We start from the raw sequence: 26,831 nt of genomic DNA on the forward strand, positions 1-26,831 counted from the left end.
GTGGTTTTACAGTGCCATGCCGATACGCGTCACCTGTCCCAAGTGCCACACCCGCTTCAAAGTGGGAGATCAACATGCCGGCAAGACGGGGGCCTGCCCGAAGTGCAAAGGGCCGATCGAAATCCCCAAAGCTGAGGATGAAGTCGTCATCCATGCTCCTGAGCTTGAAGCGGGAGCGAAAAACGCCAAGGGTGAGTCGGTTCTCAAGCCCATCAAGCGGAAGGAAACCAAGGTCGGCATGAACATGCTGGTAGTCATCATTGGGACTACCGTGCTGACCATTGCGATTGCCTTACTAGCGCGGTTTAGCGACTTGGGTGAAATGACCATCTGGGTGTTGACCGCGGGGGCAGTTCTCCTTGGTCCGCTGCTCGCCTACGCCGGGTACTCCTTCTTGAAGGACGACGAACTTGGCAGCTATGAAGGCACCGACCTCTACATCCGATCTTTGGCCTGCGGATTGGTTTTTGCGCTGCTCTGGGGCATGTATGTCTTTGTGGCAGGCCAAATCTTTGAGGAGGATTCCTATAAGGAAGGCCTCGAAATGGTTCAGCTGCTTATTCCGCTTGGCCTCATGCTCGGCATCGGCACCTTCGCCTCCTTTGTGAGCTTCGATCTGGAACCGATCACCGGGTTCTTCCATTTCGCACTCTTTCTGGTAGTTACCGTGCTCTTGCGACTGCTCATGGGGCTTTCGCTCCTGCCAGGCATGGATTGGCCAGCAGGTACCTGGGCGACCGGATAGGGATCGTGATGAAATCGATTCACCAGATCCCAGAAGTTGCCGCGTTGCGCTCAAGCAGCGGCGTTGTCAGGATTCCTCCCGAGACCGATGTCCCGGTGACACCACGTGTGCGTCGTTTGATGGATACCGCACCGTTTCGCCGTCTTGCTTCCATCAGCCAGCTTGGATTGGTGGGACACGTCTATCCCGGGACGACGCATACGCGGTTTGAACATTCGCTAGGTGTCTATCGCATCGCTTTGCTTTTCCTTGATCGTTTGGCTGAGGATTCTCGCTTTGCTGCAGTCGTCGATGCCGAGATGGCGGAGCGCTTCATCGTTGCCGCACTGCTGCATGATGTTGGTCACTGGCCGTTTTGCCATCCGATTGAGGATATTGGTCTTAAGTCGGTGCCGAGTCACGAGTCGGCCGCCGAATCGCAACTGAATGACACGGCACTAGAGAAAGCCTTGCGAGAGGATTGGGCAGTTACTCCCGAGGAAGTCGTGCACCTGCTCAGCGGCGAGCCGCGGGATGCGGCGGAGCGAACCGTGCAGAGTATGCTCTCTGGGCCCATCGACGTCGACAAGATTGATTATCTTCGTCGCGACAGCCTTCATGCGGGGGTGCCCTACGGACAGAATTTCGACGCCCCGCGACTCATCCAAAGCCTTTGCATGGATGAAGCGGGCAAGCGAATCGCGATCAGCACCAAAGGTAAAACCGCCGCGGAGATGATGGTATTCGCCCGGTATGTCATGTTCAGCGAAGTCTACTGGCACCACGCGGTCCGTTCCGCCACGGCAATGCTACAAAGGGCCTACTTCGAATTGCGCGACAAGCCAGAGCTGGCTGGGATGCTGACGATGACCGACGCGGAGATGATCGCCGCTCTCAGGAAAGCTTCGGCGGGAGAGCCTGTTGAAGATTTAGTGAGCGGGCTCTTTGGTCCGGAGCGGCGGCTTTATAAGCGAGTAGCGGAGTACACGTTTCACGAGTCGCCAGACGAGTACAACCAAATCGCTCACCAGCCTTTCGAGCAACTCATCACAAGTGCCAAAAAACTGGCGGACCGGCTAAGCAGCGAACTTGGCTCTTCGATCTCCACACATGAGTTACTGATCGATGCTCCCCCAGTAGCGCTAGAGGTGCAATTTCAAATCGACGTCTTTGATCGCAAGGCCGATCGCTATCGACGACTGGGGGAGATTTCTCCTGTGGTCCGCACGCTCGCGAAGCAGCAGTTTGACGACTTTGTGAAGAAGGTGCGCGTATTTGCGAACTCGCGAGTTTCCAGTGCTCTAAGAGACAGTTCCATCGGTCCTCAGCGTTTATCAGCGTTCATCTGCAGCCAATAATTACTCTGCGATCTCTTCGCCTCTGAGTGGGACTTTCTAAAAAACTTGCTAGCATTTCACGTGTTAATCTGGAGTGACTGCGCAAAGCATGCCGATGTCTTACATTGTCAAGGCGAGCGACCTTGACGGTTACGCGACGGATGTGCGTCTCCGAAAGTGACGATCCCCGCAGCGGCTCCCAGGGAATTGCGGAGCAGCGCGATCAGGATGCGAGTGCGGTGCTGTCCCCTCCCCAGCACTGCCTCGTTCAAACCGGCAATTTTCGATGAGACCTTCCCCGAAGCATTACCTGCTTTTCTCCGAAGCGAGTCGCGACGAGAACGATGTGGCCATCTGGCGGTTCGTCCTGCAAGAAGTGCTGACCAATCGCCAGTTTTCGGCCAGCGGTGCTGAGCCCACCGCTTGCTCGGAGCGACTCGAGTTGTTGGCCGTCGTGCGAGCGTTGGAATCGCTCGACGGCCCATCGCGGGTGACGCTTGTGACGAAAAGCCGCTACGTGAGCCGCGGACTGAAACGCGGGCTGCCCCAGTGGCGGGAACGGCAATGGAAGTGGGAACGCTTCGGCAAGCTACGTCCGGTGCGTGATGACGATCTTTGGCGGCGTGTGGACGGAGCACTCAAGTTCCACGAGATGGATTGCCGACTCTGGCAATTCGGCACTCCCTTTGAAACTGCGGACGAGAGCGTTTCAGCAACCGCAGGCGAGGAAGTCCCAGTCAATACAAAACGTCGGCGAAGGCGGATTCGGGTCGACGGTTCGGGTAGTCCAGGATTGGTTGTTGCCGCAAAGGAGCGCCTGCGGCGAGCCACTGAGACAATCGGGCAGATCACAAGTCCAGAAATGGCAACCAACTAGGGCATGAGATCGCCCCGAAACACCTTTTTTCCCTACTTTCCCGTCCCGTTTCTAGTACAACAGACACTACAAACTGCCATTCAGGAAGAATTGCCGTGCAAACTCAAATCGACGTTATGTCGCTCGCGCCCGTGATTCACGGGTACACCGAGAACCCCCACGCCGTTTTGGGACCGCACGAGGTCAGCGAAGAGGGGCGGAATGCGTTGGCAGTTCGAAGCTTCCAGCCGGACGCTCAGCAGATGTGGCTGATCGATCCTCAGCAGGGGTGCTCGCAGCCGATGCGACGGATCCACCCAGCGGGATTGTTTGAGGCGATTACCTCACGGGAGGTTCACGACCAAGAGCAGGGACGCAATTACCAATTCAAGAAACTCGAGTCTTCAGGCCAACAAGTGACGATGCACGACCCCTACGCATTTCCCCCTTTGCTCAGCGAATACGACCTCTACTTACTCGGCGAGGGCCGGCACTGGAATAGCTACGAAAAGCTGGGCGCCCATGTCCGCACGGTTAATGATGTGAAGGGCGTGAACTTCGCCGTCTGGGCACCCAACGCGGAGAGCGTCAGCATCATTGGCGAATTCAACGGTTGGGACCGCCGCAAGCACGCGATGCGGAAGCACATCCCCCAGGGCGTCTGGGAGCTGTTCATCCCCGGGATCGACGCCGGAACGCACTATAAGTACTCGCTGAAGAACCACGGCAACGTCCTTGAGAAGTGCGATCCTTACGGCTTCGCTGCCGAGATTCCGCCGCGAACCGCGAACGTTGTTGCGGATCTCGATACCTACACTTGGGGCGACGGAGAGTGGATCGAGAACCGTGCTGACGGGGCGAATGCGCTCTCTTCGCCGATGTCGGTCTACGAAGTGCATCTCGGGAGCTGGAAGAAAGATCACAAGAAAAATTCCGACGGGCAATGGTTCAACTACCGCGAACTGGCCCATCAACTCGTCGACTACTGCAAAGAGCTCGGCTACACCCACCTGGAACTGATGCCAGTCAGCGAGCATCCGTTCACCGGAAGCTGGGGCTATCAAACGGTCGGTTACTACGCTGCCACCAGCCGTTACGGCTCGCCTGAAGACTTTATGTACTTTGTTGATCATTGCCACCAGAATGGCATCGGCGTGATTATCGACTGGGTACCTGCACATTTCCCAAAAGACGGGCACGGGCTCGCGCACTTCGACGGGACGGCCCTTTACGAACACGCCGACCCGCGCCAGGGCGAGCACCCCGACTGGGGGACGAAGGTTTTCAATTATGGACGCAACGAAGTTCGTAACTTCCTGACCTCGAACGCCCTCTTCTGGCTCGATAAGTACCACATCGACGGCCTTCGCGTCGACGCCGTCGCCTCGATGCTTTATCTCGATTACAGTCGCGAGGAAGGCGATTGGGTACCGAATCAGTACGGCGGACGAGAGAATCTCGAAGCGATTTCGCTGCTCAAGGAATTTAACGAACAGGTCCACCTCCAGCATCCTGGCACGTTAACCATCGCTGAAGAATCGACCGCCTGGGGAGGCGTTTCTCGCCCGACTTACGTGGGCGGCTTGGGGTTCAGCCTCAAATGGAATATGGGTTGGATGAACGATACCCTGCAATACATGCGGCACGAACCGATCCATCGTCAGTACCACCATGACGAACTGACGTTCTCGTTGATCTACGCCTTCACTGAGAACTTCATGCTGCCGTTCTCGCACGACGAGGTGGTCCACGGCAAAGGATCGATGCTCGACCAGATGCCGGGGGACCTGTGGCAGCGGTTTGCGAACCTTCGACTACTGTACGGCTATCAATGGACCCATCCTGGCAAAAAACTGATGTTCATGGGCAGCGAAATAGGCCAGTGGAACGAATGGGACTGCGACCATGAGCTTCAGTGGGATCTCCTGCAGTGGGAAACGCACCAGGGCGTCCAGAAACTGGTAGGCGACCTAAACCGCGTTTATCGCAACGAACCGGCCCTGCACGAAGTTGATTTCGAGCACACGGGCTTCGAGTGGCTCGACAGTCACAACCACGCCGACAGCATTCTCGCTTACGTCCGTCGAGCGAAAAAGCCAGAGGACTTCGTCGTGGTGATCTGCAACTTTACGCCGGTCGTTCGAGAACACTACCGGATCGGCGTCCCCACGGGAGGCTGGTATCGGGAGATTCTAAACACGGATTCCAGCTTCTATGGCGGCAGCAACGTAGGGAATTATCCTGGCGTGCAAGCCGACGACATGGAGAGTCACAGCCGACCGTTCTCGCTGGAGTTGACGTTACCGCCATTGTCGACCATCGTGCTAAAGCCAGACCAACCATAGCACTCTCGCTCCGCGAGAGAATAGCAGCGAACAGATAGGTTTGCGAGGTGCTCGCTTAGGTTTCGTCAGTGAGAGTGTCGCATTTCCTCTCGCGGAGCGAGAGGGCCACTGTGCGTTACTCGCGCCCCTCACTTCGCATCCGTTCGAGCCACTCCTCGTCGAATTCGAAGCCAGAGCGTTCTCGGATTTGCTCTTGGACTTTATTGACGAACTCGCGCTGATCGACCTGGAACATTTGTCGCCAGCCTAGCCAACTGTCAGCTTCGTTGAGGAACGTCGTGCGGAGCTGTTCTTTCGTGCTTTCACGTCGATGAATCTTCACGACGTAGGCGATCGACTTGTCGTGATTCAGAGCGGCTTCTGCTTGCTCATCATCGAGCGAGAAGATGGTTTCCATCAGTTCCACCCCGGCGTTTTCAAGCCCCGGTGCCTCAGTCAGGCGGGGGGCAGCTCTCCCTGCCGCATTGGGTGGGAACGATAGCCAGGCGAACGGGTCCGTGGTTTCGACCTTGATTTCTTTGTCGTTGAAGAACTCGAAGAAGGTCGGCTGCGACTTGTTCCACTCAGCAGCCAACTCTTCAGCCCGAGCCTGAGCGAGTTTCGCTGCTTCGCTTCTTTTCCAAGCCTCGGTGACTTCGTCCTTGATGTCCTCGAGCTCTGGGACAGTTCGAGGCGTTTCGGCAACCTTAACGATCAGGTACCAGTCACCATTGCCGTAGAGATTTGGGTTGTTGTCTGTGGGGTCTTCGCTCGTCAGATAAGGCTCGAACAATTCGCTTCCACGGAAAGCAAAGTTGGCCACGCTCCGCATGTCCCCTTGCACTTCGTACGTTTTGCCAATGAGCGTCTCCTCGATCATCGCACGCTGGGTCATCGAAGGAATCTTCTCGTAGGAGAGGCCTAGTTCCTCCGCGAGTGGCTCCGGATTTCTCAGCAACGCCGGTACCTCGGGTGTGTCTTCCTTATTTTGTTCAGCCGTAACCTTGGCTGTGCCGTACTTTGTGTAGAGCTTGGAGAGCTTCTGTTCGGCCTTCTCCATTTGAGTTTGGAGTTTCTCGGAAGCGATTTCCATGGCTAACTGCTTGCGGATCGATTCTCGTAGCTTGTCGTCCAGTGGTTGATACTCAACTTTGTAGCGGTCGTCTTCATCTTCGGAAGACTCTTTCGCTGCCGATTCGTCGTTAGAAGCGTCCTCAGCAGTGTCCTTTTCGTTGGCGGCTTCCTCTGCGTCTGCGTCGCTAGAGCTTTCAGATTCATCCTCGGTTTCAGAGGTGTCCGTTTCTGATTCGCCTGCATCGGACTGCTCGGCGTCTGCTGTGTCATCGGTTGTCTCTTCACTCTCTTCCTCTTCCTCCTCTTCTTCGGACGAGGCGGACTCTTCCGAAGTGTTGCCTTCGGTAGCTGATTCCGTTTCGTTCGCTTCTTCGGTTGCCTCTGAGGTGGCTTCGGTAGTGTCGGAATCAGACTCTGCGGTTTCTTCGGCTACGGAGTCTTCCTCTTCGTCGTCAGTGGCGGTTTCTTCCTCTTCTGGCGACTTAGCTTCCTCGTCCGTTGCGTCTTGCTCTTCGTCTGCCTCCTCTTCACTTTCGGCTTCCGAGGTTTCCTCCTCGGATTCGTCCTGTTTCTTAACGAATAAACGATCTTTGTTCTCTTCGTAGAACTTCTCAATCGCTTCGTCCGTCACGTCATCAAGCGACTTGTCACGCCACTGAATCAGGCTGCCCTTGAGGGCTCGCAGGGTGACGGTCGCCGGTTGGGCAAAGCCGGGGCTGCTTGCCGGGAGTTGCCGACCGTTGACGCGATCGACCAGATTCGAGTCACGGTCTTTGTACTCTTCATAGAAACTGTTAAGCTGCGAGTTACTCGGATCAGGCACCTCATCGATGAAGTCTTCGATCGGCAAGACGGCTGCCTGGACCGAGACCAACTCGTTGACCTTCCGCCAATCGTTCCACCGCTCGACAGGAAGCATCACACGTGCAGGGTCTTCAAAACTACGCTCGAAGTGGTACTTGAGAAGCAACTTTTGCAGTGTGGCATACACGGCACGTTCGGTATTGAGTGCGTCCCCGCGACCGACGGCAGCGAAAACGTTCTTAACTTCGGTGCCGCTGGCACGGCCTTGCGTCCAGTGCTTGAGATACTCGGTAATCATGGCCGGATTGACGGAAATACCGGCCTCTTCCGCTTTCGCAGCGGTAAACTCCAAGTCAATCGCTAGGCTTTGGAGCTGCCTGAAAGTTGTATTTTGAGAGTCGTAGATGAAGCTAGGCCGAGGGATTTGCTGATACTGCAGCTCTTCCATAGTAGCGGTGCCGAAGAGAAGTTGTCGGAGCACGTTGTTCGCACTGCTGCGCTGCCGGACCAGTTGGTCGAGCTTTGCTTCGGTGATCGAACCGCCATCCCACGAGGCGACGGTGGCATTCGCGTTGCGAGGTCCGCCCTGTCCGCTGGAGCCGTCAAAAGCTGTCGCAAAGACAAAAATGAAAATGGCTAGCACTGTTGCGGCAGCCATAAATAGCTTTTGATTCTTGCGAAAATAGGAAAACGAGCCGGCCATGATGCACCCTAAATCTGAAAATCTTGTCGGGCGGAGGCTTGACAATTCGGCCCGAGCAGAAGTAATCATTGGATCAGTCCGACGACGCTGACGGTCCCCTGCCTGGGGTGTCGCAAACGCGTCGCGGGTAATCGGCTGATTCTAGGTGAGATTGACGTAAATGCAATCCCAATCAGTAGTGTGGTCGATTCGCCGGTCGGACCAGAGAGCCAATTTCGCTATTTCCGATGCAGGATTTGGGCAGTCTGCGAAGTCGGCTCATGCGGCTTACTCGGATGAGGCACGCCGGGGCTGACTTTGCTCATGAACGTGTCGGTACAAGTCAGATAAGGTCTCATAGCTGGGCATCAAGTGGATCAACGTCAATAGAATTCAAGCAATTCCCATTTCATGGCAAAGAAAAAGACAAACTCAGGCGGTAACGGCAACGGCCAATCTCTGGTGATTGTGGAGTCACCGGCCAAGGCACGAACGATCGGGAAGTACCTCGGTAGCGGGTTCCGTGTCGAGGCGAGCATCGGTCACGTGAGGGACCTTCCCCAGGGAGCCGCCCAGATTCCCGCCAAGTACAAAGGCGAGAAGTGGGCCAGCTTGGGCGTGAACGTCGAGGACGACTTCAAGCCGATCTACGTTGTGCCGCCGGGAAAGTCGAAACACATTAAGATGCTCAAGGACGAGCTGAAGAAGTCCAGCGCTCTCTACCTCGCGACCGATGAAGACCGCGAAGGGGAAGCGATCAGTTGGCATCTGCTCGAGTTACTCAAGCCGAAAGTGCCCGTCCACCGCTTGGTGTTCCACGAAATTACCAAGAGTGCCATCGAAGAAGCGCTCGAAGGACCGCGTGAGGTCGACGAGGGTTTGGTGAAGGCGCAAGAAACCCGCCGCATTCTCGACCGCCTGTTCGGCTACGAGGTTTCGCCGCTGCTTTGGAGAAAAGTAAAACCGAAGCTTTCCGCAGGACGCGTGCAGAGCGTTGCCGTTCGCTTAATCGTCGAGCGGGAACGCGAACGCATGGCGTTTGTCTCTGGGAGTTGGTGGGACTTGCTCGGCACTTTTGCGAAAAGCAACAAACAGGAGCTCGAGACAACGCTTGTCTCGGTCGATGGCAAAAAGATCCCCGCCGGTAAGGACTTCGATTCTTCGACCGGCAAACTCAAGAGCCAGGATTTCTGCCACCTCGATGAACAAGCCGCTCGCGACTTAGCCGAGAAAATCCGCAGTGGCGAGTTCCGCGTCACCAAAGTTGAAGAGAAGCCCTACACCACCAAACCGTATGCGCCCTTTACGACAAGCACGCTCCAGCAAGAGTGTAATCGCAAGCTCAATTTCACGGCACGCCGGACGATGCAGGTCGCACAAAGCCTGTATGAAAACGGCCACATCACTTACATGCGTACGGATTCGACCAACCTGGCGTCCGTGGCGATTGAAGATGCCCGCAAGTTGGTGGATGAGAACTACGGCAAAGATTACCTGCCCGACCAGCCGCGGATCTACAAAGGCAAGGTGAAAAACGCTCAGGAAGCTCACGAAGCGATCCGCCCTGCCGGACATCCCTTCGGACTACCCGAAGAAATGAAATCGAAGCTGAATAACGACGAGTTTCGCCTATTCGATCTCATCTGGAAGCGGACCATCGCCAGCCAAATGTCGGATGCCCGCGGACGGCGGATTGCGATCACCATCGAAGGTGAAGGGTGCGTCTTCACGGTTAGCGGGAAAACCATCGACTTCCCTGGTTACCTGCGTGCTTATGTGGAAGGCTCCGACGACCCGAACGCGGTACTGGCTGACCAAGAGAAGCTACTGCCGAGCGTCGAAGAGGGTGAAGTCCTTTCTTGCGTGAAGCTTGAAGCCAAAGAGCATGTCACGCAGCCACCCGGGCGTTACAGCGAAGCTTCGCTGACAAAAGCCTTGGAAGAGCGGGGCATTGGCCGCCCGAGTACCTATGCTTCGATTATCGATACGATTCAGGCACGTAACTACGTTTTCAAGAAGGCGAGTGCCCTCGTGCCGACTTGGGTGGCGTTCTCGGTGGTTCGGTTGCTTGAGGATCACCTCGCTGGGCTGGTCGATTACCAGTTCACCGCACAGATGGAAGACGACCTCGACTCGATTAGCCGTGGTGAAGAGCAGCAGACGCAGTACCTGGAGAAGTTCTACTTTGGCAACGGCAAACCGGGGCTGAAAAAGCAGCTCGAGAACAAGATCGATGAGATCGACCCGGCTGCCATTAGTCGGATCTACATTGGGAAGCCGGACGACGGCGAAGAGATTTTCGTCCGCGTCGGTCGTTATTCGCCTTACATCGAACAGGGCGACCGCACAGCCTCGCTTGTTGAGGACACCTGCCCCGATGAAGTCACCGTTGAGATGGCTCTGCAACTCTTGGAGCAAGCCCAGCTAGCTGACGAGCCTTTGGGAGTCTGTCCTGAGACGAAGAAGCCGGTTTACCTAAAGACGGGGCGATTCGGTCCCTACATTCAGCGGGGCCACCCCGACGATGAGGAAAAGCCTCAGAATGCTTCGCTGCTAAAGGGGATGGAGCCGGCGAACATCGACTTTGAGACGGCCCTCAAACTGCTAACCTTACCGCGCGAGTTGGGCGTTCACAAAGAGATGCCCCCGGTCAAAGACAAAGAAGGCGAAGAGAAACCCGACCCACGCACGGGTGAGATGATTGTCGCCCACAACGGACGCTACGGCCCCTACATCAAGTGCGGCACGGAAACGCGATCGTTACCAGAGGATATCTCGCCGCTGGATGTGACCTTTGAGAAAGCCGTCGAGTTACTAGCTCAGCCAAAAACCCGTGGTCGAGGAGCCGCCAAGAAGCCTCCCTTGCGAGTGTACGAAAAGCCTTCCCCGGTTACTGAGAAGCCAGTCCAGATTCTCGACGGACGCTTTGGCCCGTACATCACTGACGGGACTACAAACATCTCGCTCCGCAAAGGCATGACCCCCGAGGAAATCACCTTCGACGCGGCACTGGATATGTTGGCCGAAAAAGCAGCCAAAGGTCCCGTGAAGAAAAAGAAAGCGAAGAAGAAAGCTGCCAAGAAGAAGTCGACCACGAAGAAAAAGACTACCGCGAAGAAGAAGTCGACGACCAAGAAGAAGGCTCCTGCGAAAAAGAAATCGGCGACGAAGAAGAAGTCATAACGACGCTCATCGGCGACTCGTAGAGCCCCTGCTATTGTTTTCGCCTCATGCGTCTTCACCCTCAGCAACCGCCTGTGCCGTTGCGTAGTGGCGGCTGTGTGAGATGCTGATGTGCATGGTTTCGATGCCGAGTTTCTCAGCGACTTCTTGAGCGCCGCCGTAGAGTTTGATCGTCGGGCCGCCGCTGCTCTTGTTACGAACCTCGACGTCGCGCCAGCGAATTCCCTGACGCCAGCCTGTTCCCAAGGCCTTCAGAACGGCTTCCTTCGCTGCCCAGCGGCCCGAGTAATGCTGCAACGCTGCTTTCTTGGTGACGCAGTAGTTGATCTCATGTTCGGTATAGACACGCGCTATGAAGAGCTCGCCGTGCCGCTCGATCATTTGGCCGATGCGGCCACATTCGGTGATGTCGGTGCCAATGCCGAGGATTGCCATTTGGGGTCTTTTTTCAATTGGCGGCTAAGCCGCATGCGGATTGGGCTCGGTGGAGGACTTCGCCGGCTTTCGCTCTCGCTTTTTTCGCTCCTTCGGCGAGAACGTCGCGGACGTCGTCGGGCCGGGCTTCCCAGTCGGCTCGTCGCTCACGTGCTTCGCCGAAGTAGTCGCCTGCAGCCGAGACAATCGCTTTCTTGATGTCGCCGTAGCCGAAACCGCCTTTGCGATATAGGGTGGCCATTTCTTCGCGATCTGACTCGGAAGCAACGAGCGAATAAAGTTGGTAGAGGATATCGCCCTCTGGTTCTTTCGGATCTTCCATCGGACGCGAATCCGTCGCGATTCGCATGATCTTTTTCTTCTGAGGTCCAGGTTCTTCAAACAGTTCGAGCGTGTTGTCGTAGCTCTTGCTCATCTTCTCGCCATCAAGTCCAGGGACTTTGGCCGAACCATCTAGCAGTTGCGGTTTCGGCATCGTGAAGACCTCGCCGAACTGATGATTGAAGCTTCCCGCGAGATCGCGTGTGACTTCGATGTGCTGGACTTGGTCCTCGCCCACTGGGACAACGTCTGCGTCGTAAGCAAGAATGTCTGCAGCCATCAATACAGGATACGTGAACAGCCCCGCGTCAGCCGCCATGCCTTTGGCTTTCTTGTCTTTATACGCATGGCACCGTTCTAGCAGCCCCATCGGCGTGCCCGTCATCAAGAGCCAGCAAAGTTCGCTCACTTCCGGCACGTCCGACTGGACGAACAGAATAGCTCGTTCAGGATCGAGACCAAGCGCCAACAGGTCGACAGCCGCATCATAGGTCAACTGTGAAAGCTGCTGCTTGTCGCGAATCGTCGTCAATGCATGTAGGTTGGCGATGAAGTAGTACGCCTCATCTTCATCCTGGAGGCTGATGTATTGTCGGATCGCACCAAAGTAGTTGCCCCAGTGGAAGCGGCCGGTGGGTTGGATGCCGGAAAGGACTCGCATGAAAGTAGTTTTCAGTTGTCAGTGTTCAGTTTTCAGTGAGCCGTGGTCATCCTCGACCGCGGAATCTAACGATTCAAGCTTCCGACGGCTTCGGAAACACTCTTGGCACCAATCTCAGCGAGTGCTTTCGGCAGCGCATCGAGGATCGTCATCGAAACGGTTGGATTGTAGAAGTTGACGGTTCCCAGTTGAACCGCTGAGGCACCGGCGACGAGGAACTCCATCACATCGTCGAGCGTGGCGATGCCGCCGATGCCGATGATGGGGGTTTCGACTGCTTGGGCGGCTTGGTAAACGCAGCGGAGGGCGATTGGCTTGATCGCGGGGCCACTCAGTCCGCCGATCACGTTGCCGAGCATTGGTTTGCGGCCTCGCCAATCGACCGCCATGCCTTGGCAGGTGTTGATTAGCGAGAGGGCGTCGGCCCCGGCTGCTGAAGCAGCATGGGCCATGTCGGTGATGCTAGTGACGTTGGGGGTGAGTTTGGCAAGGATTGGGAGTTCACACGCCTCTCGGCACTTGGCAACGAGGCTCTCGCACATCTGGGGATCCGTGCCGAAATCGACGCCACCGGAAACATTCGGGCAGGAAATATTCAGCTCGATCGCGGCCACGCCTTCACATGCTCCGAGTTGGGCACACATCTCGACGAACTCAGCCTCGGTCCGGCCTGCGATACTGACGACAATCGAGGTGCCGAGACTCGCGAGGTAGGGCAAATGATGCGCAATGAACGCATCAATCCCATCATTGTCGAGGCCAATCGAATTGAGCATCCCCGAGGGCGTTTCGATCGTACGCCAAGGGGCATTGCCTTGACGGGGTTGCTTGGTGACGGTCTTGGGTAGGATTCCTCCAAGGCGGGAGAGATCGACCAGACGTTCCATTTCCCGCGCGTAGCCAAACGTGCCCGAAGCGACAAGCACTGGGTTAGCGAGATGCAGGCGGCCGAGTTCGACCGCGAGGTCGACTTCGGTTTGCGAGGGTGGCTTGTCCGTGGAAGGAAATGCGTTCAAAAGGGAATCCAGTTATGAAGATTTTAGCTTTCTACTTCTGCACTTTTGCACGCCGACTTGATTTCGCCGTGCAAAAGTCAAACCAAGCATCTTGGCCGCACGGCTGTTACCTGTTGCCAGGTAACGGTTTATGTTGAACCTGCCGCTGGTGGTCAAGGGACTTTTGCTTTCTGGGCGGGTGAGAACCGGGCCCAGTCGAGCAAAAGTCGGTTCGCCCCGGCCTGAAAAGCCCACTCGTACGATGCAGCGAGAACCTATTCTAGCGGAAATACTGGCTGATTTCGCGTGCGAAAGTAGAAGGCTAGGCTGGGATACTGAGCTTAATGCTTAGCAACTCGCAGTAGCAAACCACGTAGATCGTCTGGTCAATTCCATGGGAACAAATAGAAGGCGAGCCAAACGCCAGATGCCCAGAGAGCCCAGACGAGACAGAATGCTAGGGCGATCTTCGCAAGCAGGGATAGGAGTTTAAGCAACAGCCTCGTGATCCTTGCTTATGCTGAGGAAAGTTGCTCAATCCCGGACATTGAAACCAAAGGTAGGATCATCACTCGCACTTGACCCTTCGTATCGCGGTAGAGGACATGAGCCGCATCGTCGGAAACGATCGCTTCACTCGGTTGTTCGACGGAGTACGAGTTCCCGTCATTCATAAGAATGCGGATCGGTCCGGTTTGCAGCAGTTTTAAGAGCTCTTCGCGATCCATGGACTCTGCCTCGTGTTTTGTGTGCTGTCGTGACCTTTGGTGTCTTACAGTCAATTATACCCACTTCCCCGAGAGCTTTCCTGCCTGAAACCGACCAGCGCACACAAGCAGCCAGCGGGCTTTGTGGCCGCTGGCTGCCATGCTGCTTGAGAAAGTGGGCTACCCTTACACGGCCCAGCCACTTAGCTCTAGATAATGCCGCCGTGGGTGCTATGCGGCACCAAGTGTGTTGGCTGGTCGAGGAACCAGATGCGTTCCCACTCGTCGAGGAAGGCACGTAGGTTTTCCGAGGTGTAGAAGAGCTGCTTACCGCGGCGGACCGGGTCGCCGCTGTACATGGGGATCAGGCAGCCAACATTGCTGGCGAGCGAGCAGGCAACGATTAGGGAAAGGATCCATTTACGCATCGTGGTAGCTCCTCCTTGAGCTGCGTCTGGGGCACCAGGAGATCATCTCTCCTCATGCGTCGTAAGTCTCTGCTAGATATCTTGTTATGTGCCTTGCAGTCGTCTTCTTGTCGTGTGTGTCAGATTGAAGCTGATCGACGGGTTGCTATCAGGGCACAGCAAGTAGTTATTTCGTTAGGGCTGGTTTGAGCCCAGTTGCGTTGGGCTTACTTGTGTCGGGCTAACTTGAGCATCGTAACTGCTTCCGCTGCCATAAGTTCCGTTCGCTGATGGTTGTGCGGCAGCAGCGGCATTCTCGCTAGCAGCGGCTGCTGCAGCGGCCTCATTCGCCTTGCGCTCGAGTTCACGAACGCGTTCTTCCATCTCTTTGCCTGGCTTGAACGTGACGACGAACTTCTCAGGCACAAACACCTTTTCGCCGGTCCGTGGGTTGCGGGCTTTGCGAGCGGCCCGTTTCTTGACTTCAAACACGCCGAAGTTGCGAAGCTCGATTCGCTCGTCTTGAACGAGTGTGTCGACAATGGCGTCGAACGTTTTCTGAACGATCTCCTTCGTCTTCAGTTGGGTCAGCCCGATCTCTTCTGAGATGGTCTTAACGATCTCTTTCTTGGTCACGACGAAGGTCCCCCTTAGAGAAGTTTCAGCGTGGTCGAAGCTCAGGATTTCGCCTCGATCCGAATTCGCTTCATTTGCTCCAAGTGTAGTTGGGGTAAGCATTAGTGTCAAGAAAACGCACTTGCCAAGGGCTGGTCTCGAAGGCTTCAATAGCCCCTAGGACAGCTCTTTTGCTTACTCTGATAGCAGGTTTTCAAAGATCAACTTAGGGCAAATCTGGCTGCCGCTTGAGGCCGATTTCGACCCTCAGCGGTGCTCAGAACAAGCCCTAGGGAAGAGGATCGGTCAGCAGGATCGGCAAACTCCAGCTAATCCGTAAAAACTGCCAAATCGGAGGATTTGGGTGCTAGCAACCCAGTAGCCCTACCGCTCCGCGGTAGGACAGCAACAGACTTGAGAGGCTACTCGGCATGGCTTGTCGGCTGACGATTTTCACCAACATCTGCGTTCCTGTCGCGGAGCGACAGGGCTACTGTAGTGACAGAGCTGCTAGACCTTCACAACGGCTGCCTCACGCTCGATATGCTGGATGTTGTACAGCTTTCCCTTGCCGGCACCAGGGCACGAGTCGCAGGTCTCCTGCCAAGTCTCAGGGGATTTGAGGTTTGAGTCCCAGAAGGGCCATGTGCGGCACTGGCGTGGGCGACTGGCGTAGACCTTACACTTACGAGTCTCAGGGTCGAGCAGCACGCAATCGTAGCTTTTGGGGAACTCCTTCAGACTCCGCCGTACGCCAACATTGCGGACGTAACGACGCTCGAACTCTTTGGGAGTGAGGTCCAACTCGTCGGCCATCTCGTTGATCTCGGCCTGGATGAGCCACACGTAGCCCGGTGAACCCGTGCAGCAGTCACCGCAGGCGGTGCACTTGAAGCGAAGACCGTCAGCGTACCAGGGCTGGTCTTCAGAGTTCTTGTTTGTGGCTTTGTTGCCCATTTTCAGCTCTCAAGTACAGCGGCGAGGACGGCGAGCGCGGTGTCGACCTGATCCGCGGTGGTAGACCAACCTAGGCTTAATCTCACGAGCCCACCGGAGTCTGCCGTGCCGAGACATTGGTGGATGCGTGGGGCGCAGTGCAGCCCGGCCCGGCATTGTAGCTCCGCGGCCGCGTCGAGGGTGGCTGCCAGTTCTTGAGGATCATAGCCGTTGACTCGGAAGCTCACAACGCTCACGCGGGGCGACTCCGCGGGGGGGCCCACGACTTCGACGCCGGGTATCGACTGCAAGCCGGTGAGGAGTTGTTCAGTAAGAGCCTGTTCATGAGCAGCTATCTTTTCCACGCCTTCGTTAAGCAAGAACTCGGTCGAGGCGGCTAAGCCGGCAAGCGCGGGGACGTTGAGGTTGCCGGCTTCATAACGCTCGGGCATCTGTCGGGGTTGCTCATTCGCCAGACTCTCCACACCCGTTCCTCCTTGGCGCGAGGGGACAAGCAGTTCTTCGAGGCCCTCGCGGATGTAGAGAATTCCTGTACCTAACGGACCAAGTAGCCCTTTGTGACCGCTGGTGGCAAGGAGGTCGATGCCGAGCTTCTCGACATCGATGGGAACGTGCCCAGCGGTCTGAGCTGCATCGACTAAAAAAACAGCATTCGAAGCGCGTACGATTTCGGCGATTCGCTCTAACGGTTGGACAGCGCCGGTGACATTTGAGGCGTGGTTGATCGCCAGCAGGTTTGTGCCGCTGTCGATTAACTCTTGAAGATGTTCTAAGTCAACAAGACCGTTTTCGTCGCAGCGAGCATATTCAATCGCAACGCCGAGGTTTTCTTGTGCTGCGAACAGCGGGCGAAGTACTGAGTTATGCTCTGCCTCGCTGGTGACTGCGTGATCTCGCTTTCGCAGTGTGCCGTGGATTGCCAAGTTCAGCGCATCGGTGCCGTTGGATGTAAAGACGATTCGCTTGGGATCGCTCGCGCCGATGAGCTTAGCGCAGTTTCTGCGGGCTGCGTCAACAAGTCGCTGAGCCTTGATCGCCGCCGTGTAGCCTCCTCGACCGGCAGCGGCTCCGACTTCGCGTTGGTAGCGATCCATTGCCTCGTAGACGCACTCCGGCTTCGGCCAACTGGTCGCGGCGTTATCGAAGTAGAGGCGATTGGACATATTGGCTGGAAGTGAATTCTCCGCGCGAGGCGTAGCTCGCGGGCTAGTTGGGAAATCAGCGTTGCGAGTCGGGTCGTCCTCGACCCTGAACTTATCCGCCTATTTGGTACATCGCGCGTACGGGTTGCTGAAAGTCTGCGTCGTTGATGCCGTGGGCTCTAGCTTTCGCATCAACGGCAGATCGCACGACGTGCTGTAACTCTTGATCGGTTGCTTTGCCACGAAGTAGTTCTCTGGCATCCCACTCTTCGTGTGAGAACAAGCAGTTGCGCACCTTGCCTTCCGCGGTGAGACGGAGGCGATTGCACGAACCGCAGAACGGCTGGCTAACCGGATTGATGAATCCGACTCGGCCAGTTCCACTAGTAAGCTGGTAGTCGATTGCCGGCTGGCTCGGGTCGAGGCGAGAGGTTGGTTCAAGCTGGCCGAACTCAGCTTCCAGCGTGTTGCGGATTTCTTCTCCGGTCAGGACATCGGCTTGCTCCCAGGCACCGTCCGCGTCCAAAGGCATGAATTCGATAAAGCGGAGTTCTAGGCCGCGCTCGAACGCAAATCGTCCAAGCGGGACTATTTCCTGCTCGGTGAGGCCGCGAATCGCAATCGCGTTAAGACGGATTTTCTCGAAGCCAACTTTCTGTGCTGCGGCGATGCCTTCGAGGACGGCATCTGATCCCGTGCGACGAGTGATCTGTTGGAAAACCTCCTCGTCGAGCGAGTCGAGACTAATGTTCAGCCGATCCAGTCCGGAGTCCTTTAGGCTTTGGGCTTGCTCGGCAAGCAGGATGCCGTTGGTTGTTAGGGCAATATCCTGAAGCCCGTCGAGCCGTTTCAGCTGGCCAATCAGTTGATCGAGGTCGCGGCGGACCAACGGCTCGCCACCGGTGATTCGGAGCTTGTTGATGCCAAGTGGAACGACGGCTTGAACGAAACGGACGATCTCTTCGAACGTGAGCAACTCTTCGCGAGGTTTAAACTGCACGTTTTCAGCCGGCATGCAATAGAAGCAGCGGATGTTGCAGCGGTCTGTGACGCTGAGCCGCAAGTTCGTGTGAATTCGTCCAAAGTTATCCACCAGCGGGGCGAGCTGTGTTCGCTTGTCTTTTTGGGTCATGCTTCGCCTTCGGCATTAGGTGACGAAGCTTGAGTTTGTTGGGCTTGAGTTTGTTGAATAAGGGTCGGGTGAACCCACTCTTGGGTTCCATCTGCCCAGTGTTCTTGCTTCCAAATGGGGACCTGTTCTTTGAGTGTGTCAATCAGCCACTTGCCTGCCTCAAAGGCGTCGCCTCGGTGCGCGCTGCTGACGGCGATGGCAACACTGGCCTGGGCCAAGGGAACCAACCCCAGTCGATGGACGATGGCACAATGAACTAAAGGCCAGCGATCGCGGGCTTGTCTCTCAAGCTTCGTCATTTCCTGCTTAGCCATTTCCTCATAGGCATCGTAGTGCAATTCAACGGTTTCTTTACCGCCGGTGAACTGACGTGTGGTGCCCAGAAACAATACGACAGCTCCTGCTTTGGCATTCTGTACTGCCGCAAGGACTTCTTCAGAATCGATTGGTTTCTGGGTGAGCTGGATCATCAAATTCGGTATTCTCAACCGCCACTAACCGGCGGAATTAAGGCAATCGTACACTTTTCGTCGATAGTCTGCGTATCCTGAGCGTACTGCGCATTGACTGCGAACATGGCGTGGGGAATCAGCGGCGAAAGGGCAGGGTGCTGAGCAATCAGCGCCTCGCGTAGGGCGCTAACCGTGTTGGGCTCTTCGAGAGTGACCGAGGTTTGCGTCTCGCCCACCAACTCTCGTGCTTGAGCAAAAAGTAAGACCGAGACTTCCATCGCAACTACCCGAACTGTAATGCTGATAGCTGACAGCCGATGGCTGAAAACTACATTTATCTTACTCGCAACCGTTCGTCGGGCCTACTGAGCAGATCTTGGAGTTCAGGCATAAGATTGTAGGCCAGTGCGAGGACCTTCACCGGATGGACCGTCGGGATTGGAGCGCCTTGTTCCATCTGCAAACGACAAGTGCTGCACTCGGTGACTCCCGCCTGGTATTCGCCATGCCGCAATTCGGTGATTAGGGGCAAACCCATGCGTAGGCTGCGACGGTAGTTCTTACGCTTCACACCGTAGAGGCCTGCCATACCGCTGCACCCCTTCTCAAGCGGGCGAACTCGCACGCCCGGAATGAGCTCCAGCAGATTGGCAGCGGGATGACCTACGTCGAGTGCCTTCACGTGGCACGGCATGTGGTAGCCGACGGTAAGGTCCGTCGGCTGGAAGTTGAGTTGCAGCTTCCCCCGTTGATGCAGTTTCCACAGATAGTGGCAGGCTTCGAAAGTATGCTCAGCCAGCATGGCGGCGTCACTGTCGGCGCCAAGAATCTGTGGATACTCCTGGATTATCGCCAATACCGCCGAGGGTTCGGGCGAGATGATTTTGTAGCCTTGACGAACCGCTTCGGAAAGTAAGGCGACGTTATCCTCAGCGATTTGTCGTGCCGGCGCGAGGACCCCCTGCGAAATCATCGGCATCGCCGACTCGCGTTGATTCTTGGGGACGAAGACGGAAATGCCGTTATGCTCCAGGACCGCAACCAAGGCATTAGCGAGTTCCGTATCGCAGTAGTTCGCGTACGTGTCCACAAACAGCAGGACCTTCTCTCCGGTGGTGCGTTGCGGGCGGTGTAGTTTTCGGCTCGCTGCGGCTTGCAGGAAGGAACCACGCTGGAGGTAGGGCAGCTTGCGACCCTGGGCGATTCCGAGCGTTTTGTCCAACATCCAACGCGTGATGCGGTTACTAAGTGCCCAATTTGCGATACTAGGAATACGCGACGCCAGGCGACAAAGTCGATCGATGCGAATCATCGCCCAATCATCGAATCGGAGCCCGTTGGTTGCTACGTGGGAGGCCTTGGCTTCCACCATAAGTTTCGGAATGTCGACTTCCGCCGGACATTCCTTGCGGCACATGTGACAGTGTATGCAGAGATCAGCTACTTCTTTGCAGGCGTCTTCGAGGACGGTCTCAGGGGGAAGCGTTCCGGTGAGAACTCCTCGTGCGAGGTTCGCTTTGGCTCGTGGCGAGGCCTCTTCACGCGTCGAAACGTGAAAGATGGGGCACATGCGCGTCGATTCTTCTTGCGTGCGGCACGCCGCGCAGCCGTTACACATTCGCGCGGCCCGTGTCATTTCCTCGGGTTGCCAGTCGAGTTGCAATTCGATTCTCGGCGGAGCGGCATCTGCTGATTCGCCTACTTCGGGTTTGTCAGGTTGCTGAGCTGAGACCGCTTCCGCAGATTCGCTTCCCGTTCTCAGTCGTTCTAGAAGAGGATAAGAAACGCGACGCAAATTTGCGGTGATCGAGTTGGTGCTCGGAAAGACCTTCTTCCCTGGGTTGAGGATCCCGTCAGGATCGAATAGCTGTTTGATGTCGCGGAAGGCATTCATCAGTGGACCGTACTGATTGCCCAGATAGGGCGTGCGGCTGAGGCCATCGCCATGTTCACCGCTAATGGTGCCCCCGACTGCCCATGCTTCTTCGTAGAGTTGCTCCGCCAACGGCTGCATTTTGGCAACGTCTTCCTTGTTGGAAAGATCCAGGAAAGGGCGAATATGAAGTTGCCCATGCCCGACGTGACCGAATAAGGAGGCAGTTACATGATGCTCGTTTAGTGCCTTTTGAATCTGTCGAAAGTAGTTGGGCACAGCGAGCGGCGGGACCGCGATATCTTCGACAAAAGGAATGGGGCGAGTGGCTCCTTTCAATCGATAAAGGGTCGGCACGTAGCGGCTTGCCAGTTGCCGGAGCATTTCGTGGTCGTGGGAATCCTCAGCGACGTACGCATTTTCGGCGAGGCGTTTTTCTCGGATCAGGTAGTCTTTGACCTTTGATAGCGACTCACGGAGCGCATCACGCGTCTCGGCGGTCTGTTCGACTAGCAGAACCGCCTCTGCCGCGGCGGGAATGAGCAGCTCGTAGCGTGGGTCTTCCTGTCTTGCGAGACTTAAGTGGCGGCGATCCATGAGATCACACGCTAAGGGTTCCAGTTCGGAAAGTGCCGCTGCTGCTTCGGCAGTGCGGTCCATCGAATTGAAAAAGAAGAGGACACTTCCGACGTGTTTCGGCAGGGGTGAGGTTCGCAGGGTCAGCTTGGTGAACAGGGCGAGAGTCCCTTCGCTGCCCGCCAGCAGGTTGAGTAGGTCGACGCCATCGTCGAACACAAGGTCGGTTAGCCGATATCCGCTGCGATTGACTAACGATTGGTTCTTCTTTTGATATTCTTCAATCTCCGCGGCATAGTCTGCCACGATGCGTTTAACACCTGCCGCGAGGAACGCCGCAGGATTGCTTTCACGCGTGGCGAGCTCGTCGGAGTTTGTGCGGCGTGCGAGCTGGATGACTTGTCCGTCGGCGAGTACCGCTTCGACTTCGAGCAAACGGTCACGCATCGATCCAAATTGTCGCCAACGACTCCCCGCGGCATCAACGCCGGCCATCCCACCGACGGTTGTCACTTGATGATTCGCCGGATCGGGTCCGAGGACGTGACCCTTACGGGCGAGGTGCTCGTTCAGTTGGTCGAGGACCAAACCGGAGTGGATGCGGATCGTGTTCTCAGTTTCCGCCTGATAGCGTTTGTAAAAACGCGAAAAGTCGAGGATCAGTCCCTGTCCAAGCGATTCACCTGCTAAGCCTGAGCCGCTGCCTCGTGCGTGGAGTGAAATCTCATTCGCTGCTGCGTACTTTACGGTCGCAACGATGTCTTTCAGTGAGCGAGGTCGAACGACGCCGAGCGGCCGGACTTCGTAGATACTCGCGTCGCTTGCGTAGAGCTGAACGAATAGGTCGTCGCATCGAACTTCGCCTTCGATCTGACCTCGGAGGTCCTGCTCGATACGAAGGCGGTCGGCGTCGAGGGGCATGTTCTAAGCGTTTGGCAACTTCGTGAGAAAAACCTAGGAGGCCTGCCCGCTGAGGCGAGCGTCCATTTGTCGATAACGTTCGTGTGTTTCTAGATCGAACTGGCCGTGAGACTCCATTTCTTCCACACCACGGTACTGAGCTCCGCAGCGGTAGCACATCAAGGCGTCACCCACAAGCGCGTAGAGTAACACATCGATCAGCGCGGTTGCGAACAGGATCCCAAAGGTCCAGTAGAGGTTTGAGTAGTGCCAAGCGATCGAGCTGCCGATCACGCCGACGACGACCAGCAGGACACCAAGTCGCTGAGGGAAGTCTTTTCGCATAAATAGATCGCGACTCGGGCAGACGAGACACTGCGTCACGCGGCGCTCATGAACGGCGTCGCTTGGCGTTTCGATCTCTTGCTGACAATGTAAGCATGAGAGCGAGGACGTAGTGTCGTCGAAGGTTTCGCGACTGGCTTTCTCGCAGTTCGGGCAGGCAAAGGTAACATTCATGGCGAGCCGGGTCGTCCCGACCCCTGCCTAAGTAAAGTTTGCGTTGTTTTTGGTATTATACCGGGAAAGTTGACTCTGCTGACAGTACTAGCGAAGCGATTTCGCCTGTGAAAACGGCGATCACGGCAACGTAGAGGATGCCTGTGGCGCTTTGTGTGTTGGGGATCTTTAAGGTTTGCCACGTCATGTAGATGAGGCCGACGATTCCCAGAAGGCATAGCCAGCGGAGTAAAGCAAAGAGCACCCACGAGGTCGAAAGCGATTGCAATTGCTGATACTCAAGGGCCAGTCCAAGGCCACTGACCGCCGAATGGAGTGTCCACGCGACGAGGCTGGTAATCAACATGCCCTGCAGAGGACGGATCTTCATGCCAGGAGCGTTCAGATACCAATGGCCGAGGAGCATCGCCGCCATGATTGACCCGATCAGACACGCTGAGGTAATTGCTTGAATCAACTGGAGATTAAGACCTTGCCAAGCAAACGTCGGAGTTGGTTCGTTGGGGACATAGCGATACCTAACGGTGAGTAACAAAGCAACCGCTGATAGCAAGGCGACGATCCACATCGTCCACTTCGCCGGAAGCGGCTTTTCATATAACCAGAGGATTGCACCAACATAGCTAAGCAAAGCAATCACGATCGCCCATGCAAGTGCAGGAGGAACAGCACTGATCGCGAGAAGTGCAGCCAGGGTTGCCAATCCTAGAATGACATAGAGGTGGTTTCGAAAGTAGCCGCTATCGACTTCGGGATGAGACACCCAAGCCATGGCGGCGGCCATGCCGAGGCAAAGACGCAGCAGAAATTCAATCAGTAGCGCCATCGAACTGTCTGCCTGACTCTTTGCCCTACTGACGCCCTTTCAGGGCTAGTAACTGAGGTTTGGCATTTCCCCGGGACTCACGTCCCGGGCTATGCACTTTCGCCCCTTCGGGGCTGTTTCGTAACCTGCTCTAGTGATTCCCGCCGTAGATGAGCGTCATCACTTCGCTGCGGCTGGAGAGGTTGGAGCGGAAGAGTCCCTTCATCGCCGACGTTACGCAAAGGCTGTTCGGCTTACGCACCCCACGAATCGACATACAGGAGTGAGCGGCTTCAATCACCACTGCCACGCCCTTGACGTCAAGCTCACTCACGAGAAGATCTGCAATCTCCTCAGTCATACGTTCTTGGACTTGGGGGCGATGGGAGACTTCTTCCACGACGCGTGCCAGCTTGCTCAGCCCGACGACTCTGCCATTGGGGACGTAGCCGATATGTGCCTTGCCGATGAAAGGCAGCATGTGGTGTTCGCACATGCTGTTGAACGAAATGTCTTTCACGAGAACCATTTCGTCGTATTTCTCGGTAAAGAACTTTTGGAGATGGACCTTCGGGTCCGTATGGAGGCCGCTAAATAACTCGGCATACATGCGGGCTACGCGAGCTGGTGTCTCCAAGAGACCTTCTCGATCTGGATCTTCACCGACAGCGGCCAAGATTTCACGAACAGCCGCTTCAATTCTGGGGAGGTCAACGTTTGGGTGGGCAGGCTTGGAAGGCTCATCGAGTTCGCCTGCGAGGCTGCCCTGGTCTACGGTGAGATTCTTGTCAGACATCAATCGAATGGTTCACTATGTCGTTGAATGAAGAATCACTCATCATAGTCGCGACACGAGCGAAGTGGGAGGGCCTTCAATCGAAAGCCCTTTCGCTGTGTAACCTGTACGATTCAACCTAGCCCCTAGCGCGAGCTAGGGGTTTGAGCGAGAGGAAGCGTCCACTGAATAACCCCTAGCTTGCGCTAGGGGCTATGTGGGCTAGTGTGGGAAGGCTGTTAATGCGCTCAGTTGCTGCTGAACGGCGGCGGGAAGCCCATTGCAGCCTTAATCGCTGCGGCTTGAAGCGGTTCACTCGCAGAATCAGCAGAAGGCTTCACCCCAAGAGCCTGGAGCAATAGATTCGCCCGAGCATCCACATTGCTTTCGCCCAGTAGTTGCCGCTTAATCTCACCTGAGAAGGGAAGTGCGAAGCTCACAAGGTCTGTGAGCACCCCGAGCGGGATGTCGGAGGAGAGGAGTTCGCTAACAGCATCGCTGGGAAGTGAGCCTGACGGTAGGGCTGTGCGAAATGATTCGGTGAGTTGACTTTGCAACGCATCACGACTAGCTGAGCTGATGTCCGATTCGAAATCGTCGAGAAGCTCAACTTTCGCTTCACGAAAAGTTCGCTCTTGAGGTAGCTCCTCAATAAGGCGCACACGACGAACGCCAAGCAGCATCAGGTTGTAGCGACCATCCTCGAGCCGTTGATGAGTGACCACTTTTCCCAGGCATGCGTATGGCTCTAGGTCGGGACGATCCTCATCGATCAAAGGCGATGAGCTAGGAACCGGAATGCTCATCGCGATGAGGCCGTCGCTGTCAAGTGCCTCTCGTAGCATCTCGCGATAGCGCTGCTCGAAAATATGTAGCGGCTGAACGACATGTGGGAACATCACTAAGTCGGGCAGCGGAAACAGACGCACTTTGCCACTGAAGCGTGACTCGTCAAAGCAGAGGTCCTCTCCGTTCCAAGGAAGCATGGGGATATCTCAGAGGGTCGGTTGATTCAGTTAATCAGACTTCGGCGAGATTCGGGTCGAGGTGAATCTCGGGGATGGTTTCGGGATCGATTTCGATTGACGGATACTCTTCTTCAGAATCAAGGACTTCGCGAAAGCATTTCTCAAACTGAGTGAGGAAGGCTTCAAGATCGAGGCCCTGGCGACCTGGGCGATACTCTTCCAAGTATTTGCAGCTCGACGTATAGACTTTCTTGGCACCTCGAATATTGCCGTTGCCGAAGTGGTGCAGCGCAACTGCGGTCTGAATCAGTCCCTGATAGAACTTCCTGAGATCTCCGCGGTATTCCGTCCAGAGTTCTTCCCATACTTCGTGAGCCTCAAAGAACTCACACTCGTTGAAGTATTCGATGCCCTTGAGATAAAGAGGATCGAACGGAGACGCTTCGGTAGACATACGCAACTGGTGTGTTGGGCCCGCTTGAAAGGTAGTTTAGGGGCAGCAGGCGTCTGAGAAAGTATAGGCAGCCGCGGGTTCCACGGCCAGAAGGGAGCGATTGTCAATGTGACTCGCTGTCCCTGCTTGACAGGCTTGAGCCATGCGACAGAATACTTTCTCACCAGACTCTTCGTCTCGTTTTCGGCTGTTTGTTCTCCTCATTGCGTCATGGCACCACGAAAAACAGCAGTGAATTCAGCGTCGTCGAGGTCCTCGCGGCAGGCTATAGCGCAGTCACCACTGGGAGACCATTACGCTCTGAAGAAACAGGCCTCTCGGGTTCTTCGACGCCTTAAGGCCGACTATCCGGATGCCCACTGTGCCCTGGAACACGAGTCTCCTTTTCAGCTTCTGATCGCGACAATCCTCTCCGCACAGTGCACGGATAAGAGAGTCAATATGGTGACCAAGGACCTGTTCGTTCAGTTCCCAAGACCGGACGACTTTGCCGCTGCTCAGGTGAAGAAAATCGAAAAGGCGATTCAGAGCACGGGCTTTTACCGCAACAAGGCGAAGAACATCAAATCCTGCTGCAAGGACCTAGTCGAGAAGCACGAGGGCGAGATCCCACAGGAATTGGAGGCTTTGACGAAGCTTGCTGGAGTGGGGCGAAAGACGGCAAATGTCGTCCTCGGAACCGGATTTGGCCTAGCCACGGGAGTTGTCGTCGACACACATGTTGGCAGACTTAGCCGCAGGTTAGGTCTTACGACGAACACCGACGCTGTGAAAGTCGAGCGGGACCTGATGCCCTTAATCCCCAAGAAGCGATGGGTGCAGTTCTCGCATCAGATGATCGATCACGGCCGAGCGATTTGCGATGCTAGGAAGCCGAAGTGTGAGGATTGCTCAATGAGAAAGTTCTGTCCGCAGATCGGGGTATAGTTATTGTTGATTAACCACAGAGGACACGGAGATCACGGAGAGTTGCTGGTAGGTTTACTTTTGGAGGATCGCTTTAGGTTGACGTAGTACTTTCACGTTGAGCATTTTGGTTCTTGTTTGAAATCGATTCTCTATTGAAAGCCTCTGCTAATTTTGAGCTGACGGTGCGAGCAAAGTAGGACGTGAAGCCTCCGTGTTCTCTGTGCTCTCTGTGGTTCAATCATTC

General features: G+C 55.8%; 24 protein-coding genes. 6 read left to right on the forward strand and 18 right to left on the reverse strand.

What is annotated here, in order from left to right:
- The first annotated feature begins 16 nt into the window (after positions 1–16).
- From RIB44_04105 to glgB, 4 genes are all read left to right on the forward strand, one after another.
- On the forward strand, positions 17–745 hold the full coding sequence (locus tag RIB44_04105) for a hypothetical protein (GenBank protein ID MEQ8615756.1): 729 nt from the start codon (positions 17–19) through the stop codon (positions 743–745).
- An 8-nt stretch (positions 746–753) separates the two neighbouring features.
- Positions 754–2,082 (forward strand): HD domain-containing protein, encoded by a 1,329-nt coding sequence (locus RIB44_04110; protein ID MEQ8615757.1) that lies wholly within the window; start codon positions 754–756, stop codon positions 2,080–2,082.
- A 265-nt stretch (positions 2,083–2,347) separates the two neighbouring features.
- Positions 2,348–2,938, forward strand: a complete 591-nt coding sequence (locus RIB44_04115; protein ID MEQ8615758.1) for an RNase H family protein — start codon at positions 2,348–2,350, stop codon at positions 2,936–2,938.
- Positions 2,939–3,033: 95 nt separating this feature from the next.
- A complete protein-coding gene (glgB, locus tag RIB44_04120) occupies positions 3,034–5,262 on the forward strand; it encodes a 1,4-alpha-glucan branching protein GlgB (protein ID MEQ8615759.1) in 2,229 nt (742 codons plus the stop codon).
- Between the two features lie 115 nt (positions 5,263–5,377).
- Here glgB and RIB44_04125 read toward each other — a convergent pair whose 3' ends face one another.
- Complete coding sequence (locus RIB44_04125; protein ID MEQ8615760.1) at positions 5,378–7,777, reverse strand: hypothetical protein; 2,400 nt, start codon at positions 7,775–7,777, stop codon at positions 5,378–5,380.
- Positions 7,778–8,212: 435 nt separating this feature from the next.
- Between RIB44_04125 and topA the strand changes: the two genes are divergently transcribed.
- The gene (gene topA, locus RIB44_04130) at positions 8,213–10,984 is read left to right on the forward strand and encodes a type I DNA topoisomerase (GenBank protein ID MEQ8615761.1); all 2,772 of its coding nucleotides are present in this window, start codon (positions 8,213–8,215) and stop codon (positions 10,982–10,984) included.
- A 45-nt stretch (positions 10,985–11,029) separates the two neighbouring features.
- Here the strand turns inward: topA and acpS are convergent, their stop codons facing one another.
- The 17 genes from acpS to RIB44_04215 all read right to left on the reverse strand — a co-directional run bounded on the left by acpS (position 11,030) and on the right by RIB44_04215 (position 25,678).
- Positions 11,030–11,419, reverse strand: coding sequence for a holo-ACP synthase (gene acpS / locus RIB44_04135; protein MEQ8615762.1), 390 nt, complete (start codon positions 11,417–11,419; stop codon positions 11,030–11,032).
- Between the two features lie 13 nt (positions 11,420–11,432).
- Entirely contained in the window at positions 11,433–12,401 is a 969-nt protein-coding gene (gene trpS, locus RIB44_04140; protein ID MEQ8615763.1) for a tryptophan--tRNA ligase, read from the reverse strand.
- Between the two features lie 65 nt (positions 12,402–12,466).
- Complete coding sequence (locus RIB44_04145) at positions 12,467–13,417, reverse strand: dihydroorotate dehydrogenase (protein ID MEQ8615764.1); 951 nt, start codon at positions 13,415–13,417, stop codon at positions 12,467–12,469.
- A gap of 494 nt (positions 13,418–13,911) precedes the next feature.
- The gene (locus RIB44_04150) at positions 13,912–14,124 is read right to left on the reverse strand and encodes a hypothetical protein (protein MEQ8615765.1); all 213 of its coding nucleotides are present in this window, start codon (positions 14,122–14,124) and stop codon (positions 13,912–13,914) included.
- Between the two features lie 188 nt (positions 14,125–14,312).
- On the reverse strand, positions 14,313–14,531 hold the full coding sequence (locus RIB44_04155; protein MEQ8615766.1) for a hypothetical protein: 219 nt from the start codon (positions 14,529–14,531) through the stop codon (positions 14,313–14,315).
- 174 nt (positions 14,532–14,705) lie between these two features.
- Positions 14,706–15,248: an HU family DNA-binding protein gene (locus RIB44_04160; GenBank protein ID MEQ8615767.1), complete on the reverse strand. Its 543-nt coding sequence runs from the start codon at positions 15,246–15,248 to the stop codon at positions 14,706–14,708.
- 387 nt (positions 15,249–15,635) lie between these two features.
- Positions 15,636–16,082, reverse strand: coding sequence for a YkgJ family cysteine cluster protein (locus RIB44_04165; GenBank protein ID MEQ8615768.1), 447 nt, complete (start codon positions 16,080–16,082; stop codon positions 15,636–15,638).
- Positions 16,083–16,084: 2 nt separating this feature from the next.
- Complete coding sequence (locus RIB44_04170; protein ID MEQ8615769.1) at positions 16,085–17,245, reverse strand: aminotransferase class V-fold PLP-dependent enzyme; 1,161 nt, start codon at positions 17,243–17,245, stop codon at positions 16,085–16,087.
- A gap of 91 nt (positions 17,246–17,336) precedes the next feature.
- Positions 17,337–18,356, reverse strand: a complete 1,020-nt coding sequence (gene moaA / locus RIB44_04175; GenBank protein MEQ8615770.1) for a GTP 3',8-cyclase MoaA — start codon at positions 18,354–18,356, stop codon at positions 17,337–17,339.
- Entirely contained in the window at positions 18,353–18,826 is a 474-nt protein-coding gene (locus tag RIB44_04180; protein ID MEQ8615771.1) for a molybdenum cofactor biosynthesis protein MoaE, read from the reverse strand. The genes moaA and RIB44_04180 overlap by 4 nt, the downstream gene beginning before the upstream one ends.
- 14 nt (positions 18,827–18,840) lie before the next feature.
- Positions 18,841–19,086: a molybdopterin converting factor subunit 1 gene (gene moaD / locus RIB44_04185; protein ID MEQ8615772.1), complete on the reverse strand. Its 246-nt coding sequence runs from the start codon at positions 19,084–19,086 to the stop codon at positions 18,841–18,843.
- Between the two features lie 56 nt (positions 19,087–19,142).
- A complete protein-coding gene (locus RIB44_04190) occupies positions 19,143–22,178 on the reverse strand; it encodes an anaerobic glycerol-3-phosphate dehydrogenase subunit C (protein ID MEQ8615773.1) in 3,036 nt (1,011 codons plus the stop codon).
- A 33-nt stretch (positions 22,179–22,211) separates the two neighbouring features.
- Positions 22,212–22,676, reverse strand: coding sequence for a hypothetical protein (locus tag RIB44_04195; protein ID MEQ8615774.1), 465 nt, complete (start codon positions 22,674–22,676; stop codon positions 22,212–22,214).
- Positions 22,677–22,731: 55 nt separating this feature from the next.
- On the reverse strand, positions 22,732–23,502 hold the full coding sequence (locus tag RIB44_04200; GenBank protein ID MEQ8615775.1) for a hypothetical protein: 771 nt from the start codon (positions 23,500–23,502) through the stop codon (positions 22,732–22,734).
- A 130-nt stretch (positions 23,503–23,632) separates the two neighbouring features.
- Positions 23,633–24,277, reverse strand: coding sequence for a GTP cyclohydrolase I FolE (gene folE / locus RIB44_04205; protein ID MEQ8615776.1), 645 nt, complete (start codon positions 24,275–24,277; stop codon positions 23,633–23,635).
- 227 nt (positions 24,278–24,504) lie between these two features.
- Positions 24,505–25,242: an LON peptidase substrate-binding domain-containing protein gene (locus tag RIB44_04210; GenBank protein MEQ8615777.1), complete on the reverse strand. Its 738-nt coding sequence runs from the start codon at positions 25,240–25,242 to the stop codon at positions 24,505–24,507.
- Between the two features lie 34 nt (positions 25,243–25,276).
- Positions 25,277–25,678: a DUF309 domain-containing protein gene (locus RIB44_04215; GenBank protein MEQ8615778.1), complete on the reverse strand. Its 402-nt coding sequence runs from the start codon at positions 25,676–25,678 to the stop codon at positions 25,277–25,279.
- A gap of 210 nt (positions 25,679–25,888) precedes the next feature.
- Between RIB44_04215 and nth the strand changes: the two genes are divergently transcribed.
- Complete coding sequence (nth, locus tag RIB44_04220) at positions 25,889–26,605, forward strand: endonuclease III (protein ID MEQ8615779.1); 717 nt, start codon at positions 25,889–25,891, stop codon at positions 26,603–26,605.
- Positions 26,606–26,831: the final 226 nt, after the last annotated feature.

It is taken from the genome of Lacipirellulaceae bacterium (assembly GCA_040218535.1).
GTDB lineage: Bacteria > Planctomycetota > Planctomycetia > Pirellulales > Lacipirellulaceae > Adhaeretor.

What these genes read in the sequence shown, in the direction of transcription:
- RIB44_04150 (MEQ8615765.1), bottom strand. Translation starts at nt 14,124, where the DNA reads ATGGATCGCGAAGAGCTCTTAAAACTGCTGCAAACCGGACCGATCCGC.
- RIB44_04215 (MEQ8615778.1), bottom strand. Translation starts at nt 25,678, where the DNA reads ATGTCTACCGAAGCGTCTCCGTTCGATCCTCTTTATCTCAAGGGCATC.
- RIB44_04155 (MEQ8615766.1), bottom strand. Translation starts at nt 14,531, where the DNA reads ATGCGTAAATGGATCCTTTCCCTAATCGTTGCCTGCTCGCTCGCCAGC.
- RIB44_04125 (MEQ8615760.1), bottom strand. Translation starts at nt 7,777, where the DNA reads ATGGCTGCCGCAACAGTGCTAGCCATTTTCATTTTTGTCTTTGCGACA.
- RIB44_04160 (MEQ8615767.1), bottom strand. Translation starts at nt 15,248, where the DNA reads ATGCTTACCCCAACTACACTTGGAGCAAATGAAGCGAATTCGGATCGA.
- RIB44_04210 (MEQ8615777.1), bottom strand. Translation starts at nt 25,242, where the DNA reads ATGCTTCCTTGGAACGGAGAGGACCTCTGCTTTGACGAGTCACGCTTC.
- topA (MEQ8615761.1), top strand. Translation starts at nt 8,213, where the DNA reads ATGGCAAAGAAAAAGACAAACTCAGGCGGTAACGGCAACGGCCAATCT.
- RIB44_04200 (MEQ8615775.1), bottom strand. Translation starts at nt 23,502, where the DNA reads ATGGCGCTACTGATTGAATTTCTGCTGCGTCTTTGCCTCGGCATGGCC.
- RIB44_04195 (MEQ8615774.1), bottom strand. Translation starts at nt 22,676, where the DNA reads ATGAATGTTACCTTTGCCTGCCCGAACTGCGAGAAAGCCAGTCGCGAA.
- RIB44_04190 (MEQ8615773.1), bottom strand. Translation starts at nt 22,178, where the DNA reads ATGCCCCTCGACGCCGACCGCCTTCGTATCGAGCAGGACCTCCGAGGT.
- acpS (MEQ8615762.1), bottom strand. Translation starts at nt 11,419, where the DNA reads ATGGCAATCCTCGGCATTGGCACCGACATCACCGAATGTGGCCGCATC.
- RIB44_04180 (MEQ8615771.1), bottom strand. Translation starts at nt 18,826, where the DNA reads ATGATCCAGCTCACCCAGAAACCAATCGATTCTGAAGAAGTCCTTGCG.
- moaA (MEQ8615770.1), bottom strand. Translation starts at nt 18,356, where the DNA reads ATGACCCAAAAAGACAAGCGAACACAGCTCGCCCCGCTGGTGGATAAC.
- folE (MEQ8615776.1), bottom strand. Translation starts at nt 24,277, where the DNA reads ATGTCTGACAAGAATCTCACCGTAGACCAGGGCAGCCTCGCAGGCGAA.
- trpS (MEQ8615763.1), bottom strand. Translation starts at nt 12,401, where the DNA reads ATGCGAGTCCTTTCCGGCATCCAACCCACCGGCCGCTTCCACTGGGGC.
- RIB44_04115 (MEQ8615758.1), top strand. Translation starts at nt 2,348, where the DNA reads ATGAGACCTTCCCCGAAGCATTACCTGCTTTTCTCCGAAGCGAGTCGC.
- RIB44_04110 (MEQ8615757.1), top strand. Translation starts at nt 754, where the DNA reads ATGAAATCGATTCACCAGATCCCAGAAGTTGCCGCGTTGCGCTCAAGC.
- nth (MEQ8615779.1), top strand. Translation starts at nt 25,889, where the DNA reads ATGGCACCACGAAAAACAGCAGTGAATTCAGCGTCGTCGAGGTCCTCG.
- RIB44_04170 (MEQ8615769.1), bottom strand. Translation starts at nt 17,245, where the DNA reads ATGTCCAATCGCCTCTACTTCGATAACGCCGCGACCAGTTGGCCGAAG.
- RIB44_04165 (MEQ8615768.1), bottom strand. Translation starts at nt 16,082, where the DNA reads ATGGGCAACAAAGCCACAAACAAGAACTCTGAAGACCAGCCCTGGTAC.
- RIB44_04105 (MEQ8615756.1), top strand. Translation starts at nt 17, where the DNA reads ATGCCGATACGCGTCACCTGTCCCAAGTGCCACACCCGCTTCAAAGTG.
- moaD (MEQ8615772.1), bottom strand. Translation starts at nt 19,086, where the DNA reads ATGGAAGTCTCGGTCTTACTTTTTGCTCAAGCACGAGAGTTGGTGGGC.